This window comes from Mycobacterium sp. IDUB_37 (genome assembly GCF_055419245.1).
This window is the reverse complement of the sequence record NZ_JBVAXG010000012.1, coordinates 111,520-128,903: the sequence shown is the minus strand read 5'-3', so window position 1 is coordinate 128,903 and position 17,384 is coordinate 111,520. Positions and strand designations below refer to the sequence as shown.

Here is a 17,384-nt window from a genome sequence, read left to right as displayed (position 1 = left end):
GTCTAGGAGTTTGCTCAGTGAGCGACGATCAACCAGATGAACAGCACTACGTAGAGGACCGAGTGGGCCACCGACAGTGTCAAGCCCGCGATCGCCAGGCTGCGACCCTCCTGGCCGGCCGACTGCGTTTGACGCAGCGCGTTGACCCCGACCGGGATGGTGACAATTGCGGTCGGGACGAACGGGAGCAGGAACTGCAGGACGCCGAGCGTCAGGCTCAGGATGGCCAGGCCGTTGGTGTTACGCCACTGCAGGGCGACGGCGGGGGAGGTCATCTGCGGGCTGATCGTCGTCATTGGGGTGCTCTACTTCCGGCGGCGTTGAACGGTGTGTGAATAGAGCGTCATCCACCGCGCTTGGGAGATTCTTGGGGAATCCTTGGCCGACTCCGTCTTGCGGCTTTCTATGAGCCCAGCAGCGCCCGCGCGCTGGTCCGGCGCAGTTTGCCCGAGGTGGTCTTGGGCAGACTGCCCGGTGCCAGCAACAGCACCTCACGCGGGGTGTGACCGACGTGGCCGCTCACCTTGGCGGTGATGTCGCGGCGGATTTGTGTCCGCGCCTGCTCGTCGTAGCGGTCGTACACCTCGGCGAGCACGGCGAAACCCTCACGATCGGTGTTAGTTCGCAACGCGACGACGCAGCCTTTGCGTACGCCTTCGACGGTGGCTGCGGCCCGCTCGATGTCGTGTGGGTAGAGGTTTCGTCCGGCCAGCACGATCAGATCCTTCGTGCGGCCGCAGACGTAGAGTCTTCCCTGCTCGTCGGTGTATCCGAGATCGCCGGTGTCGAACCAGCCGTCGTCGCCTGCCAGGGTGACGACGCCGTCGATGGTGAGGTAGCTGGCGGCGATCGACGGACCGCGCAGTTGGATGGCGCCGACTTCCCGGGTGTCCTGTGTTGTCTGGTCTGAGACGATGCGCACTTCCATGCCGGGAATCGGCAGACCCACGCACACCACGTGCCGTGCGTCCTGCGCGCCGGCGTCGACCGGCTCAGCCCGGTTGGCCTCGGCCAGCAGTTCTCCGGAGACGTGGTCGACGACGGCTGGCGCGCCATAGTCACCCGCGGACACCGCGAGGGTGGCTTCAGCGAGCCCGTAGAACGGCGTCGCTACGCCCGGTCCCATGCCGAGCCGGGCACCGACGACCGAAAAGTGTTCGATGTCGCGATGATTGATGGGCTCAGCGCCGTTGATCGCCACCGCCAACGACGACAGGTCGATCGTTTGAGGGTCGGCGCGCTCCAGCACGCGGGCGAGTACGGAGTACGCAAAATTGGGACCTGCGGTGACGGTCACCCCGAAGGTGGTGATCATCTCGGCCCAGATGATGGGTCTGCGAAGGAATTCCTCGGGCCTGACCGCGACGGTTTCTATGCCTAATGTCATTGGGACGCAGAGGAATCCGACCATACCCATGTCGTGACACAACGGCAGCCAACTACCCACCACGCTGTCGTCGACGAGACCGACCGACAGTCGAATCGCCTCGATATTCGCTACGAGATTGCCGTGGCTGATCTCCACCGCCTTCGGCACGCCGGTCGACCCCGAGGTGAGTTGCCTCATCGCGATGTCGCTGTCCGAGCATTCCACCAATGCGATGGGGCCGGCGCCGTGCAGTGCGTCCACGTGGCAGACGGCCAATCCCTCAGCCTCCAGAGCGGGTACTGCCGCCTCGAACGGGGCTCCGACGATAACAAGCGCTGCGCCAAGCATTCTGGCCGCGCGAGCAGTGTCCGAGATCCAGACGGCCAGATCGATACGCGGCGTCGGATGCTGCAACATCGTCAATGCGGCACCACGAATCCAGAGTGCCTGCGCCAGCGGCGCCACATCCGAGGTGTCGCCGGCCAGCACGGCGACCGTGTCGTGGTGGCCGATTCCTCGCGCGGCAAGACTGTTGGACATCCCGATGGCCCGCTGATGCACCTCCGCCCAGCTGGCGCGTTTCGGGTCGCCGCCGACGCCGGAGTTCAGTCCAGCCGCGGAGTTACGGGCGGCAGCGAAGATATCGTGGATCAAATTGCTCACGGCGAAACTTTCCTCTCGTCAGCGCTTTTGGAGGTCACGTACGCGTCTCGGCGCTACCGCTGGCGAACCAGAACCTGGTGTCGAGATCGAACGAGTAGGGCGGAGTCCGCTCGAGGGTGCCGGCAGTTCGCCCGTAGATCTGCGCCAGGTCAAGGGAATAGCCGTCACGCATCAGCACTGCGGCCACGTCGAATAGTTCCGATCCTTCCGAATCCGGCCCATTGCACAGTGGCAGCGACGGAGTTTGGGTGAGCAATCCGGATTCCTGGGCCATTGCGAGCAGCGTCGCTCGGGGTCCCGCTTCCGCAACGTAGCCGGGTGCTGCTTCCTGGGTGGCAGCGCGGATCGCGTGGAAAAACCGCACCGGCGAGGTGATCTGGGCCGTCCAGTAGTCGGCGTTCATGGCGTGGCCGGCCAAGCGCTTGCCGACACCCGAGGAGAAGATGGGAAATGCCGAGTCATTGGCCCGCAAACCCGATAGCTCGCGGCGGAATTCGGCCGCGATGGGCTGGATCATCGGTGAATGAAAAGCGCGGGAGACCGACAAACTCCGCGCGTGACCGCCCAGTTCGTGTACGGCAGCGCTGATGACTGCCAGCGACTCGATGGGGCCGGAGATCACCACAGCGCAGCGTCCGTTGATGGCCGAAATCTCGCAGTCCGGCTCTGCCTCGGCTAACGGTTGGGCCTGTTGCGCCGGTAGATCCACCGCGATCATCTGGCCGCCGAGCGGCAACGACGCGGTGAGTGCCCCGAGCGTCGCCACCATCCTGGCCGCATCCTCGACCGAGAGCACCTCGGCAAGGCAGGCCGCCGCGATCTCACCGCTGCCATGGCCGAGTCCGAATTTCGGTCGAATACCGCTGAGCAACAACGTCTTTCCCAGCGCGTAGGAGACCGCGAACAGCGCAGGCAGTGCCGAGCGCGTTTGATGGAGACCGGGTGAGTCGCCGAAAATGGTCGGCAACAGCCCTTTTGGCAGGTGGGTCAGGTGTTTGTCGAGAACGGCGCACACCGATTCGAGTTGCTCGCGATACATCGGATGGAGGTCGTAGAGCGGCCGCGTCATGCCCACGTACTGCGTGCCCGGCCCAGGGCACAACAGGCCGATCTCGGCGGCACTATTACGCGCGGGCGCGGAGGAAGCAAGCGCACTGCGGGTGCCGCCGAGATAGCCTTCGAGGCCCTCGATCAGCAGGCTCCGGTCGCCCCCGAGTGACAAGCGATGCCGGTGTGATTGCTTCACCACGTTCGTGGCGCGGCACCATGCGGTGACCCGCTGTTCGTCGAGGTTACGCAAGGCTTCGGCGACAGTGCGGGCGTTGCGTTGCAAGCCCGCTTCATTGGGTGCCGACAGAGTCAGCACACCTGCCGCGCCGCGCGGTGGCGCCGACACCGCAGGAGACGTTCCGAGCACCACGTGTGCGTTGCTGCCGCCCAGGCCGAACGAGCTCACTGCGCCCAGCGCTTCGTCGTCGGCGAGCTTCTGCGGGCTCTGCGCCAGATTCAGGCCCTTCGATTCCAGCTTCAACGCCGGATTAGGTTGGCCGACAACCACTGTCGGTGGTAGGACATGATGGTGCAGGGCCAGACATGCCTTGATGAACGCCGCTATACCGGCGGCCCCTTCGGTGTGGCCGATGTTTCCTTTCAGCGAGCCCAGCAGGCACAACTGGCCGGTTCGGGTGCGGTGTATATCGCCGAGCGCGTTCGCTTCGATCATGTCGCCGAGCGTGGTCCCGGTGCCGTGAGCCTCGACGAAGCTCAACGCGTCGACCTCGATGTCGGCCTTGGTCAAGGCGCGACGCATCAATGCCACTTGGGACAACCGATTCGGTGCGGTGATCCCGTTGCTGCGGCCATCGTGGTTGACCGCTGAGCTTCTCACCACCGCGTAGATCTGTTGACCGTCCGCGATGGCGTCGTCGAGGCGGCGCAGGACGACGGCGGCGACACCTTCTCCTCGGCCGATGCCATCGGCCCCCGCGCAGAACGGCTTGCAGTTTCCGTCCGGCGCCGACAGCCCCGCCTGGGTGTAGAACACCGAAAGTGCCGGCGTGAGCATCAAATTCGCGCCGCCGGCAATGACGGTATCGGCTTCACCCTCGCGAAGCGCGGCGCATGCCTGATGCAGGGCCACCAGTGAAGATGAGCAGGCCGTATCGACGGCCATGCTGGGGCCGATCAGGTTCAAGTGATAGGAAATGCGATTGGCCAGCATGAAACAGCCGCTACCCGAACCGTGAAAGGGTGACAGCCGCTCGTAGTCATACATGTGCCGGTTGCTCCACTCACTGGACATCACCCCGACAAACACCCCGGTTGCCGTTCCGGCCAGTGATTTCGGATCGATTCCAGCGTCTTCGAGTGCACGCCATGACGTCTGCAGCAGCAGTCGTTGCTGCGGATCCAGGGCGGCGGCCTCGAGTGGCGTGATGCCGAAGAAGGCGCAATCGAAGGCGTCGACGTCATCGAGAAAATGCGCACGCCGGGTATTCATCGTGCCGGCGATGCCGTCGGCGTGATAGTAGCGATCGATGTCCCAACGCTGGTTGGGGACTTCGATGTCGGTGACGACGCCGTCCATCAATAGCCGCCAGAACTCGTCCTTGCCGACGGCGCCCGGAAAGCGGCAATCGATGCCGACAACGGCAATCGGCGTCATGACCCAGTGCGCTCGCCGACCAGATGCTCCGCGAGCGCACTGATTGTTGGATAGTCCCAGACGATGGTGGTTTCGACGTCGAAACCGTACTCGCACTGCAGATCTGCACACAGCGACATGCTGAAGGCGGAGTCGAGGCCGTAGTCGGCCAGCGGAGTGTCGACATCAATGGTCTCGGACGGCACATTGAGGTACTGACCGACTTTGCGAGCGAACCACTCGGCTATTGCTTCGGCGTCCGGCTCACTAGCGATCATCTGAAACCCCCTGCTTCGACGCGTGCAACCGGTTGCAGCATGTCGGCCCCCGAGCCCAAATCGCGCTGCTGCGGTCAAGCGGCGGCGCGGAAAACTGACGCCTACGCTGCCGTCAGCGGGTCCCCAACGTGGGCTTTCATATGCTTTTCATAGGTTAGCCTACCCAAAATGCTGCTGCCAACCGGCCTGGTGTCAGGCCCGGGCCGGGGTCCACAACGTGGTTGCTGGCTACCTCACTTGCACCAATGACTCGTCGTTGGCGCGGAAGATCGGCTGAATCGGGATGAGGAAGCGCTCGGCCATTTCGGTCAAAGCCTTGGACCACAGTCGGTCGGCCGCGGAGATCGGGCCGCGGCCGGGTCCGGTCAGCAACATGGCCAACGTGGTACCGGGGACCATTTCATCCAGCACGCTGCGCAGCGAGGACATCAGATTCTTCACCGACCGGTGCTGCGGTCGCGGGCCGATCGGCACCTGACTCAAAGCTTTGATGAGGCAGTGGTCCGGGCCGAGGAAGCCCACCCAGAGCAGTCGCTGTCCGAAACCGAGGGGTCCCATCAGCGCCCGCCACCGCTGACGCAGATCGGTAACCGAATGCACCGGGTCTGTGGCGGATTCCATGGGTGGGATGGGCGGCAGTTCTTCGTGATTCATGCCGCGAATCGTCGGTGGTCCCGCGTTGCGCCGCCAGTCAGTTATCCACAGCGAAATATCGCAAAGGAATGCCCGGGAAGCCGCGAGTCTTCCTCGCTGATATCCGGTGGATCCCAGGCCAGCAACAGCTCACCGCTGACCGGCACCGTCACCGACTCGGCGCCGAGGTTGCAGGCGATCGCCAGCAGGTTGCGTCGCAGCACTATCCAGCGCTGCTGTTCGTCGAAATCGACCACGAGGTGTTCCAGCCAGGGGTCGGCGAGATCGGGTTCCGTGCGTCGCAGGGCGATGAGCTTTCGATACACCTCGAGCAGCCGGGCGTGCTCGCCGGAGCCCACCTCGGCCCAGTTCAGCTTGGAGCGCTCAAAGGTCTGCGGGTCCTGAGGGTCCGGTATCTCGTCGGCGTCCCAGCCGTGTCCGGCGAATTCGGCTTTGCGACCCTCCCGGGTGGCCTGAGCCAATTCGGGCTCGGGATGTGAGCTGAAGAACTGAAACGGCGTGGACGCCCCCCACTCTTCACCCATGAAAAGCATTGCAGTATAGGGGGATCCGAGAACCAGAGCCGCTTTGACCGCAAGCTGTCCGGCACCCAGGTTCTGCGATGGCCGATCCCCGAGCGCGCGATTTCCGATTTGATCGTGAGTACACGTGTACGTCACCAGCTTTGTTGCCGGTAGCCCGGTTGCTGCCGTGGTATCCAGCGGCCGCCCGTGCCGGCGGCGCCGGAACGACGAATACGTGGCGGCGTGGAAGAAGCCCAGACGCAGGGTCTGCGCGACCGTGGACAGGGCGCCGAAGTCCGCGTAATAGCCGTGGCGTTCGCCCGATACCGCGGTGTGGATGGCGTGGTGGATGTCGTCGGCCCACTGCGCGGTAATCCCGTACCCGTTGCGATCGCGCGGGGTAATCACCCGCGGGTCGTTGAGGTCGCTCTCCGCGATCAGCCCCAACGGGCGTTGCAACTTCCTTGACAGCCAACCGGTTTCGGCGGCGAGCTCTTCGAGGATGTGCACGGCGGTGGTGTCCACCAGCGCATGCACGGCGTCCAGTCTCAAGCCGTCGGCGTGGAAGTCGCGCATCCAGCGCAACGTGCAGCCGACAATGTAGCGGCGCACCTCATCGGAGTCGGCGTCGGCGATGTTGATGCTCTCGCCCCACGGATTGCTGCCGGATGACAGATACGGACCGAAGCGAGGCAGGTAATTGCCGGACGGCCCGAGGTGGTTGAACACCGCGTCGATCAACACGCCCAAACCCCGCGCGTGGCAGGCGTCGACGAACCTGACCAATCCATCCGGGCCGCCGTAGGGCTCGTGCACGCTGTACCAGAGCACGCCGTCGTATCCCCAGCCATGCGTTCCGGCAAAGGAATTGACCGGCATCAATTCGACGAAGTCCACACCGAGATCGACCAGGTAGTCGAGCTTTTCGATGGCCGCGTCGAAGGTGCCGATCGGGGTGAAGGTCCCGATATGCAGTTCGTAGATCACGGCGCCTTCGATGGATCTGCCGCGCCAGTCGGCGTCGGTCCATGCGGCGCTTGACGAGTCCCAGAGTTGCGAGCGGGCGTGCACCCCGTCGGGCTGGCGCGCCGATCGCGGGTCCGGCAGCACCGTGGGGTCGTCGTCGAGCAGGTAGCCGTACCGGGCATCCGCGGGTGCGTGCACGGTGGTATGCCACCAACCGTCGTCCGATCGGGTCATCGCATGCACGACACCGTCGACGTCCAGACGCACCACTTCGGGTCTGGGCGCCCACACCCGAAACTCAGCCATGATCGCGCTCCAACAGAACGACGGGCAGGTCGGCGAACAATGCTGCGGCCGAGGTCGGCCCGCTCGCCACGGCCCCGGACAGCCGGTCGGTCCAGCTGCCGTCCGGCAACGGCAGCACCGTGTTCCCCCAGCCGGTCTCGGCCAGCCGCACCGTCCAGCGGGTGGCCGCCACCAGAATGTCGGCGCCGCGGCGGAACGCAACGACGTGATCGGCGGCCTGGCCGCTGGCCAACACGGGAACGTAATCGCCGTGCAGGAAACAGTCCGGACGGGAGCGACGCATCCGCAGCGCCGTGGTGACCACCCGAATCTTGGGATGCTGCAGTTCTTTCAAGGCTTCGCGTCTGATGGCGTAGTCGACTTCCCGGCGATTGTCCGGGTCGACGAGGCTGTCGTCCCAGAGTTCGGTGCCCTGATACACATCGGGGACCCCGGGCGCCGTCAGCGCCAGCAGCTTCTGGCCCAGCGCGTCGCTGGCGGCGTGCGGATTGAGGTGACCGACCAGTTCGGTCAGCTCGCCGGCCACCGGTCCGTCCAGCACGGTATCCAGCCAACCGTGCACGGCGTCCTCGAATCCGGCATTCGGGTCGTTCCACGAGGTATGCAGTGCCGCTTCGCGGATGGCCTTCTCGGCGTAGGAGTGCAGCCGGCTGCGTAAGTCGGCGGTGACCTCACCGTTCACCGGCCAGACGCCGAAGATGTTCTGCCACAGAAACTGTCCGGTCGCCGGGTCCGGTGCGGGCGCTTGATTCTCGGCGTGTGCGATGAAGTCCGTCCACCGCGACGGCACTTGCGACAGCACGCCGATCCGGGCACGCACGTCTTCGCCGCGCTTGGTGTCGTGGGTCGTCAGTGCCGTCATCGCGCGCGGCCACAGTCGAGCTCGAGTGCCCGCGCTCTGATGAAATTCGGCCGCCCCGACTCCGAACCGATGCGGCTCGCCACCGACTTCGTTGAGCGACACCAGGCGGGCGTCGCGGTAGAACATGCAGTCTTCGACTGCCTTGGCGGTCACCGCGCCGCACAGCTGCTGCAGGCGCTTCGCGGCCTCACCGCCGCGGGCCAGCGATGCGGCCAGGATTTGCAGTGCCGGACCCAGATTCGGTTGCTGTGCCTGTGTTTTGGCCAATGCGGTGGGCAGGATGGCGGACAGTGCACGGTAGTCGGATCGGTAGACGTCGATGTGGGTCAGCAACGAGGTCACTGCCTCGGGCAGCAGTGGGTCGTCAGCCCCGGCGTCCGCCGCGATGCTGCGTCGCAACCGGGCCAACTCACTGGCCAGCGTGTCGGTCGCGGCGCGGATCTTCAGGTCGGTCAACTCCTGCGGAGCCGCGGCGTAATCGACTCCGGCGGATTCGACGAGGGCGGTGAGGGCGGCTTCACCGCTCGGATCGACGAAGATTCCCCCGACTTCCCGCAGGGCGTCGTAACCGGTGGTGCCCGCGACGGGCAGGCTGAGGTCCAGGGCCTCGTCGACAGCCAGGATCTTCTCGATGACGATCCAGGCGTCAGGTCCGACGAGTTCGCGCAGCCACGTCAAATAGCCTGCGGGATCGGTCAATCCGTCCGGATGGTCGATCCGCACCCCGTCGACGAGTTCGTCGCGGAACCAGCGGGACACTTCGGCGTGACTGGCCTCGAAGACGGCAGGGTCCTCCTGGCGCAGGCCCGCCAGCGAGGTGATGGAAAAGAAGCGGCGATAGCCGACCGAACCCCGTTTCCAGCCGATCAATCGATAGTGCTGGCGCTCGTGCACCTCGGGGCCGGTTCCGTCGCTGGTTCCCGGAGCGATCGGCAACGCCAGGTCGCCCAGGCGCAGCAGGTCTCCATCGACAGTCAGATCGGCGACGTCGTCGTCGGAACCCAACAGCGGCAGCACGATTCGCCCCGAGTCGTCCAGCGACCAGTCGATGTCAAAGTAAGACCCGTACTCCGACGAAGCCCCGTTCCGCAGCACATCCCACCACCAGGCGTTCTGCTCTGGCTGATCGATCCCGACGTGATTGGGCACCACATCGACGATCAGGCCCATGCCGCGCGCCCGCGCCGCCTTCGACAGCCGGGCCAGACCCTCGGCGCCGCCCAGCTCCGGCGACACGCTCGTCGGGTCGGTGACGTCGTAGCCGTGCGACGACCCGTTGACCGCCGTCAGGATGGGGGACAGGTAGAGATGCGACACCCCGAGATCGTTAAGGTAATCCAGCAGATTCTCGGCATCCGCCAGGGTGAACGCGAATCCGCTCGACGCGCCACGTAGCTGCAGCCGGTAAGTGGCTGATATGGGAAAGCCCATGTATCACAACGTCTTGCGTAGGACGAGGACGGAACGTCCGGGCAGCGAGACCTCGTCACCCGGGTCGATGACCCGCTGGTCAATGCCATTGGGGATGGTGGTGTTCAGCTCCACCGTCCACTGCCGCGCGTATCCGGCTTCGGGCATGACGAAGGTGACCGCCTGGTCGTGGGCGTTGAAGCACAGCAGGAACGAATCGTCGACGATGCGCTCGCCGCGCCGATTCGGCTCGGGCAGGGCCTGACCGTTGAGAAAAACCGCGATGCTCTTACCGAAGTCGTTGTCCCAGTCCTGCGCCGTCATCTGCTGACCAGACGGTGTCAGCCAGGCGATGTCGTGCACTTCGGCCCCGCTGCGCACCGGCTGACCTTTCAGGAACCGGCGACGACGAAACACCGGGTGTTTCTTGCGCAGCTCGGTCACTTTGCGGGCGAAAGCCAGCTGATCGGGGTTCTTCTCGATCAACGACCAATCCATCCAGGACAATTCGGAGTCCTGGCAGTAAACGTTGTTGTTGCCCAACTGAGTTCGTCCGACCTCGTCGCCGTGGGAGATCATCGGAGTGCCCTGGCTGACCATCAGAGTCACCCAGAAGTTGCGCATCTGTTGGCAGCGCAGTGCGGTGATGTCGGGATCGTCGGTGGGGCCCTCGACGCCGCAGTTCCAGGACCGGTTGTGGCTTTCGCCGTCGCGGTTCTCTTCGCCGTTGGCCTGGTTGTGCTTCTCGTTGTAGGACACCAGGTCGTGCAGCGTGAAACCGTCATGGGCGATGACGAAATTGATGCTGGCGCTGGGACGCCGCCCGGTCGCCTCGTAGAGGTCCGACGATCCGGTCAGTCGAGAGGCGAACTCGCCCAGGGTCGCGGGTTCCCCCCGCCAGTAGTCGCGCACAGTGTCGCGGTATTTCCCGTTCCACTCGGTCCACAAACCTGGAAAGTTGCCGACCTGATAGCCGCCCTCGCCGACATCCCAGGGTTCGGCGATCAACTTGACCTGGCTGACGACCGGATCCTGCTGGACCAGGTCGAAAAACGCCGAAAGCCGGTCCACGTCGTAGAACTCGCGGGCCAAGGTGGACGCGAGGTCGAAACGGAACCCGTCGACGTGCATCTCGAGCACCCAGTAGCGCAGCGAATCCATGATCAGTTGCAGGGTGTGCGGGTGGCGGACGTTGAGACTGTTGCCGGTGCCGGTGAAGTCCTTATAGTGCCGCAGGTCTCCGTCCACCAGACGGTAGTAGGCGGCGTTATCGATGCCGCGGAAGTTGATCGTCGGACCGAGTTGATTGCCCTCGGCGGTGTGGTTGTAAACCACGTCGAGGATGACCTCGATACCGGCTTCGTGGAAGGCCCGCACCATCGACTTGAATTCGGCGACGGCACCGCCGGGCCTGCGTGTCCCCGCGTACTGGTAGTGCGGGGCCAGGAATCCAAACGTGTTGTAGCCCCAGTAGTTTCGCAGTCCCAGATCCAGCAGCCGGTGATCATGCAGGAATTGGTGGACCGGCATCAGTTCGATCGCGGTGACATTCAACGACTTCAGATGCTCGATGATCACCGGGTGTGCGAGCCCGCCGTAGGTGCCGCGCAGTTCCTGCGGAATGCCGGGATGGGTCTGGGTCATGCCCTTGACGTGCGCCTCGTAGATGATGGTCTCGTGGTACGGGGTGCGGGGTGCGCGGTCTGATCCCCAATCGAAGAACGGGTTGATCACCACGCTGGTCATGGTGTGTCCGAGTGAGTCGATCATCGGAGGAGTGCCGGTCTCCGAGGGGTTTTCGGCTGCGACCTCGAGGTCGTAGGAGAACAGCGCCTGACTGAAGTCGAAGTCGCCGACGAAGGACTTACCGTACGGGTCGAGCAATAGTTTACTCGGATCGCACCGATGTCCCGCCTCCGGGTTGAACGGTCCGTGTACCCGAAACCCGTAGCGCTGGCCGGGAGTGATGGTGGGTAGATAGCAATGCCAGATGTAGCCGTCGACTTCCTCGAGATTGATTCTGGCTTCGGTACCGTCGCGTGCGATCAGACACAATTCGACCTTGTCGGCAATTTCGGAGAACAGCGAAAAATTGGTGCCGGCACCGTCGTACGTGGCCCCGAGCGGATATGGCGTTCCGGGCCACACCAGCGCCAGCGAGGGCGAGGTGTCGGCTCCGTCGTATGCACTCTCGGCTGACGACATCACTAGACCTTAACGGTGCCCGGTGGTCGTCGGAGTGTCGAGCGGTAGGTGTTACCCGGCCGCTACCACCATCCGGTGATCGCCGCGATCTGCCGGCCGAGCTCGGGTGCCAGGGTTCGCATAAAGGTCGGCGTCAGATGATGTGGATCCCGGTAGATCAGCACATTTCCCTCGACCGGGCGACACATGTCCGGACGGCATATCGCGTCGGAGACGTCGAGTGGCTTGAGCAGCGGGAACTGTGCGATGAAATCCAGCGTGGTGTTGTGGTCCGACAGCAGTTCCGAGCGCTTGATGGCGCAGGTCTCCGCGGTGCCGTTCTTGGCCAGGCAGTCGGCGGCATTGAACGGCTGGCCGTCCTTGACCAGCCACGGCGTATCCCGGATGGCCAGGATCGGAATGTTGTTGTCGGACAACGTCTGCCAGATGCCGATGTAGGTTGCCGGCATCACGTCGCCGGCCTTGATGTTCCACGGGCGGGTCGAGGTGGTGAACACATAGTCGGGTCGGTCGGTGACCAGTTTGGCCATCGTCGTCTCCACCCATTCGCGGCACTGCGGGTAGGGCGCGTTGTTGCCCATGATCAGCGGCACCTGCTCGGTGGACAGCGCGCAGCCCATCTTGAGGTAGGTGACCACCCTGAAGTGGTGCAGTCGGCCCAGCAGGTCCAGTGCCGGCAGCCAGTGCTCGGCATGCGAACCGCCGGCCAGGGCGATCGTCCGGGGAGCGTCGTCGTCGCCGTAGGTGCAATTCACCACTGCCGGGTTGACGAAATCGCTGATACAGCCATCCCGGGTGGAGGCGGGGAGGTCCTCTTTGACCTCCAACACGGTGGGCCGCATGCGCAGACTTGGCACCCGCACCTGGTTGGTCAGCGCGCGGGCACCGGGGTAGTCGACTGAGCTGAGCCCACTCAACTCCTTCCCGCCGGCGCGTTCGGCGACGAGGTGCTCACGCCAGGTGAACGATGTTGCGGTCAGCGTGACACCCAGCAGGGCGACTACCGATCCCAGCGCAATCGTCGGTCTTCTTAATTGGACCCGCAACCGCATCCGCCAGGGGATGGGTGCGGCAGGTTGGGCTGAGGCGCGGTACCGCAGTGGATCTTCGACGTGACGCATGGTCAGGTACGCCAGCGCGCCGGACACCAGTAGAACACCCAGTCCCTCGATGAAGTTGGCGTGCTTGTGACCGGTGTAGGAGAGCCAGAAGATCAGCAGCGGCCAATGCCACAAGTACAGGGAGTAGGCCATCGCGCCGAGTGTCACCAGTGGTCCGACCGCCAGGATCCGGTTGGGCAACGGCATCCGGTCGGCGGTGCTGCTGTCACGCTGCACGTTGGCGCCGGCCAGGATCATCAGCATCGCGGCGCCCACCGGGACCAGAGCCCACGGGCCGGGGAATTCCTTGACACCGTCGATCAGCGCGCCGCAGCACAACACGGCAGCCAGCGCCACGGTTGCCAAGACCGTGCGTAGCCAAAGCGGCCAGCGTACGTACGGCACCAGCGCGCCCACCAGCGCACCCAATAACAGCTCCCAGCCCCGCGCAAAGGTGTTGTAGTACGCGGTCGCCTGGTAGGTCTGATGGGCGCCGATCGCGTAGACGAACGACGCCACCGTCAACGCGCCGAGCAGCACCACGAACAGCGTGCGCAGGTGCTTGCCCAGCAAGCGCCGGAACAGGAAGCCGCATCCGGCGACCAGCACCAGGAACGACACGTAGAACTGGCCCTGCACAGACATGGACCAGATGTGTTGCAGCGGGCTGACCGCCTCGCCCGCGCGCAGGTAGTCCGCGGCCGAGTTGGCCAGTTCCCAGTTCTGGTAATAGCCGAGGCTGGCCAGACTCTGGTCGGCGAACGTCTCCCAGCGGGTCTCGGGCTGGATCAAAATGGTGAGCAGCGCGCACGCGGCGAGGACGACGACCAGAGCCGGGACCAGGCGGCGTACGAGTCGGACCAGTTCGGTCAACGGGGAGAGCTTCGCGCCGAGCGTGGCACGAAGCATCTTGCCGCCGAAGAAGAACCCGGACAGTGCCAGGAACACGTCGACGCCGCCGGAGACCCGGCCGAACCAGACATGAAACACGGCGACCAGCGCGATGGCGATCCCGCGCAGCCCGTCGAGATCGTGGCGGTAGAAACCCGAAGTCCGGGTCCCCATTCCGCCCGATCCGGTGTCGGTGCTTGGTGCCAGGGTTTGCATGTCACCGTCAATTTACCCAAAAACCCCTCTTGCTCCCTGTTGGAGCGGCTGTTGCCGCTCGGCGAGGGAGCAAGAGGGGTTCTCTTGTCGGAGACTTCGGGCGGCTACCGAGGCGCGCCACCCACGGGAGCCGGTTGCACCGGCACCAGCTGCAGCGGCGGTGCGGGTGCCAGCTGCGCGGGTGCCTGCTGGGCGGGCACCTGAAGCAGCGGTGCCTGCTGGCCGGGAATCTGCAGCGGTGGCTGCTGACCGGGCGCCTGCAACGTTGCCTGGCCTGGCACCTGCGCCGGTGCTTGCTGGCCTGGCACCTGCGCCGGCACCTGCTGACCAGGCAGTTGCATCTGCTGCATCGGGGCCTGCTGGACGGGAGCCTGCTGGCCCGGGACCTGCTGCAGCGGCGCCTGCTGGCCGGGGACCTGCTGTAACGGCGCTTGCTGTGCGGGCGCCGTCTGGCCCGGGGCCGTCTGGCCCGGGGCCGTTTGGGCCGGGGCCGTCTGGCCGGGGGCGGTCTGGGCCGGGGCGGTCTGCGCGGGGGCCGGTGCAGCGGGTGCCGTCTGGGCGCCGAGGATCCGGACCAGGTAGGGCGTCATGTTGCTGCTCCGCACCGGTGAGACCTGGACGACGTCGCCCACCTCCAGCATCTGTCCGTTCCCGAGGTACATCGCGACGCTCTGGGTGCCTTCTGGACCGTAGAAGATCAGGTCGCCCTTGCGCGCTTGCGCTGGCGCGACCTTCTCGCCGACCCGGTACATCTGGCCGGAGGAACGCGGCAACTTGAGTCCGGCGCCGGCGTAGGCGTACTGCATCAGTCCCGAAGCATCGAATCCGACGATGTTGATGCCCGAGCCGGTGCCGCGGGTGGGGCCGGTGACGCCGCCGCCGGCCCAGGAGAAGGGCACGCCGCGCTGCGCAAGGCCGCGTGCGATCACCGTGTCGGTGACCTGCTGGTAGTCGGATGCCCGGGTGTAGGGGTCTGCGGATGCCACCTCCGCCGTCGTAATGGCGGTCACCATTGGCGCCACCAACATGCCCAGACCGATCGCAAAGGCGTAGACGCGTTTCATGGGTTCCTTCACCTCCTGGGGCCTTGTCGGCCCCTCTGTGCATCAGCGCGGTGACCGCGCGCGTCCGCTGCCGTTCCACCGAACGCGCCGGCCGCCGCATCGGGGCCTCGCGTCGCTGGATGACACTTGGTAGGCGAATCGATCGGCTAAACCAACCAATTCACACCAGTCACTACAGACACTTTGACAACAGAGATAAGTGACCGCCAGATGCTCGAAGAATTCTTCTTCGGAACGTGACCGGACGGAGATGGGAAGGGTCAAAATCGTGATGGCAGTTGTGATTTCGGTCTCACAAACGTTGCCGACGCGTGACCTGAATCACCAGGCCGATGGGGGCGCCGAACGGCGGCCCGGCGATATCAGAGCGAGATCAGATCCAGTACCGCTGACTGAACGCCGTGGCGGCGGCACCGAATGCTGAGGCGAGCGTGAGGACCCCGACCGAGACGATCGGCCAGAAGTACATGAACCAGCCTTTGAGCAGCGAGACGAAGGGGCCGAGGATGGCGGCGGTGAAAGCCGCGCCGATGCCGCCCCACATCAACGGGTAGATGTAGTAGTTGATGCCGAACGGCACCGGCGCGCACTCCTCGCCCGTGCACAAGTTGTCGGTGAAGGCCCACAGTCGCGTCGTCCAACCGGTCATCGTGACGAGGTAGAGCAGCGCAAGCAGCAGCACGATGGTGCTGACCACATCCCAGGGCGCCAACCGCAGCCGGATTACTCGCGGCACGTACTCCTCGACCTCGGCTTCGTCCCGCTGGGACTCGACACCCTCCGGTGTTGGATCGGCGGGGCTCTGCGGGTCGGATTCAGGTAGCTCGGACTGCTGTGGCGAGGCCATGACGGTTAATGCTCCCCGATTGCCGGAGATTCTGCGACCGAGAGCGTGGACACGGGCACCCCTGCACCCCTGGATTATTGTCGATCTTCATGGCCGTCCCCGGAGCATTGGGACCCGGGTTGACGCCCGCGGAGATCAGCAGAATCGACGCCGCCCACCTCTGGCACCCGTACAGCACCATCGGCAGCGAAGCGATACCTCCCGTGGTGGCGGTTGCGGCTCGTGGTGCCTGGCTGACCCTGATCCGGGACGGCGGCCAGGTCGAGGTGCTCGATGCGATGAGCTCCTGGTGGACCGCGATTCACGGTCACGGCCATCCGGTCCTCGATGCCGCGATGACTGCCCAGTTGAGCACGATGAACCACGTCATGTTCGGTGGTCTGACCCATGAGCCGGCTGCCCGGTTGGCCCAGTTACTGGTTGAGATCACCCCGGCAGGCCTGGAGACGGTGTTCTTCAGCGACTCGGGGTCGGTTTCGGTAGAAGTCGCGGTGAAGATGGCGCTGCAGTACTGGCGCAGCTTGGGCCGGCCCGCCAAACACCGGTTGATGACGTGGCGCGGCGGCTATCACGGCGACACGTTCACGCCGATGAGTGTCTGCGACCCGGACGGCGGCATGCACTCGCTGTGGACCGACATCCTGGCCGCTCAGGTGTTCGCCCCGCAGGTGCCGCGCGAGTACGACCCCGCCTACAGCGCGGCCTTCGAGGATCAACTGGCCGGGCACGCTGCCGAGCTGGCCGCCGTGGTCGTCGAGCCCGTCGTGCAGGGCGCCGGCGGGATGCGCTTTCACGACCCGCGCTATCTGGCCGATCTGCGTGACATCTGCAGTCGCCACCAGGTGCTGCTGATTTTCGACGAGATCGCGACCGGATTCGGCCGTACCGGCGAACTGTTCGCCGCGGATCACGCGGGGGTGAGTCCGGACATCATGTGCGTCGGCAAGGCGCTCACCGGCGGTTACCTCAGCATGGCCGCGACTCTGTGCACCACCCACATCGCCCACACCATCAGCGCCGGTACGGCGGGTGCGCTCATGCACGGGCCGACATTCATGGCCAATCCGCTGGCCTGCGCGGTGTCGGTGGCCAGCGTCGAACTGCTGCTCGGCCAGGACTGGCGCGCGCGGATCGCCGAGATCTCCGCCGGGTTGATCGCCGGTTTGGAACCTGCCCGCGCACTGCCGCACGTGAGCGACGTGCGGGTGTGCGGGGGCATCGGCGTCATCGAATGCGACCGGCCGGTAGATCTGGCCATCGCCACCCCCGCGGCGCTGGACTGCGGCGTCTGGTTGCGGCCGTTCCGCAACCTGGTTTACGCGATGCCGCCCTACGTCTGTGGCTTCGCCGAGATCGCACAGATCACCTCGGCGATGGTGCAGGTCGCGCGACTCGTAGGCTGAGCA

11 protein-coding genes and 1 pseudogene are annotated in these 17,384 nt (G+C 65.1%); 1 reads left to right on the top strand and 11 read right to left on the bottom strand.

Features of this window, described 5'->3' with window-relative positions; genetic code table 11:
• Positions 1-14: 14 nt before the first annotated feature.
• From ACZY1I_RS28800 to ACZY1I_RS28750, 11 genes and pseudogenes are all read right to left on the bottom strand, one after another.
• Positions 15-296 carry a DUF4190 domain-containing protein gene (locus ACZY1I_RS28800; RefSeq protein WP_463760658.1) on the bottom strand — a complete coding sequence of 94 codons (282 nt, stop codon included), beginning with the start codon at positions 294-296 and terminating at the stop codon, positions 15-17.
• Positions 297-403: 107 nt separating this feature from the next.
• A complete protein-coding gene (locus ACZY1I_RS28795; RefSeq protein WP_463760656.1) occupies positions 404-2,032 on the bottom strand; it encodes a fatty acyl-AMP ligase in 1,629 nt (542 codons plus the stop codon).
• A gap of 34 nt (positions 2,033-2,066) precedes the next feature.
• A complete protein-coding gene (locus ACZY1I_RS28790; RefSeq protein WP_463760654.1) occupies positions 2,067-4,697 on the bottom strand; it encodes a type I polyketide synthase in 2,631 nt (876 codons plus the stop codon).
• Entirely contained in the window at positions 4,694-4,954 is a 261-nt protein-coding gene (locus ACZY1I_RS28785) for an acyl carrier protein (protein ID WP_463760652.1), read from the bottom strand. The genes ACZY1I_RS28790 and ACZY1I_RS28785 overlap by 4 nt, the downstream gene beginning before the upstream one ends.
• Before the next feature lie 228 nt (positions 4,955-5,182).
• On the bottom strand, positions 5,183-5,608 hold the full coding sequence (locus ACZY1I_RS28780) for a hypothetical protein (protein ID WP_463760649.1): 426 nt from the start codon (positions 5,606-5,608) through the stop codon (positions 5,183-5,185).
• 41 nt (positions 5,609-5,649) lie between these two features.
• Positions 5,650-7,383: a malto-oligosyltrehalose trehalohydrolase gene (gene treZ, locus ACZY1I_RS28775; RefSeq protein WP_463760645.1), complete on the bottom strand. Its 1,734-nt coding sequence runs from the start codon at positions 7,381-7,383 to the stop codon at positions 5,650-5,652.
• Positions 7,376-9,676 carry a malto-oligosyltrehalose synthase gene (treY, locus tag ACZY1I_RS28770; RefSeq protein ID WP_463760642.1) on the bottom strand — a complete coding sequence of 767 codons (2,301 nt, stop codon included), beginning with the start codon at positions 9,674-9,676 and terminating at the stop codon, positions 7,376-7,378. The genes treZ and treY overlap by 8 nt, the downstream gene beginning before the upstream one ends.
• Before the next feature lie 3 nt (positions 9,677-9,679).
• Positions 9,680-11,860: a glycogen debranching protein GlgX gene (glgX, locus tag ACZY1I_RS28765; RefSeq protein WP_463760640.1), complete on the bottom strand. Its 2,181-nt coding sequence runs from the start codon at positions 11,858-11,860 to the stop codon at positions 9,680-9,682.
• Between the two features lie 62 nt (positions 11,861-11,922).
• Entirely contained in the window at positions 11,923-14,067 is a 2,145-nt protein-coding gene (locus tag ACZY1I_RS28760) for an acyltransferase family protein (protein ID WP_463760636.1), read from the bottom strand.
• A 380-nt stretch (positions 14,068-14,447) separates the two neighbouring features.
• Positions 14,448-15,131, bottom strand: a pseudogene (gene ripD, locus ACZY1I_RS28755) (NlpC/P60 family peptidoglycan-binding protein RipD); the annotation flags it as partial.
• A 373-nt stretch (positions 15,132-15,504) separates the two neighbouring features.
• Positions 15,505-15,978: a hypothetical protein gene (locus ACZY1I_RS28750; protein WP_463760634.1), complete on the bottom strand. Its 474-nt coding sequence runs from the start codon at positions 15,976-15,978 to the stop codon at positions 15,505-15,507.
• 89 nt (positions 15,979-16,067) lie between these two features.
• Between ACZY1I_RS28750 and ACZY1I_RS28745 the strand changes: the two genes are divergently transcribed.
• The gene (locus ACZY1I_RS28745; protein ID WP_463760630.1) at positions 16,068-17,381 is read left to right on the top strand and encodes an adenosylmethionine--8-amino-7-oxononanoate transaminase; all 1,314 of its coding nucleotides are present in this window, start codon (positions 16,068-16,070) and stop codon (positions 17,379-17,381) included.
• Positions 17,382-17,384: the final 3 nt, after the last annotated feature.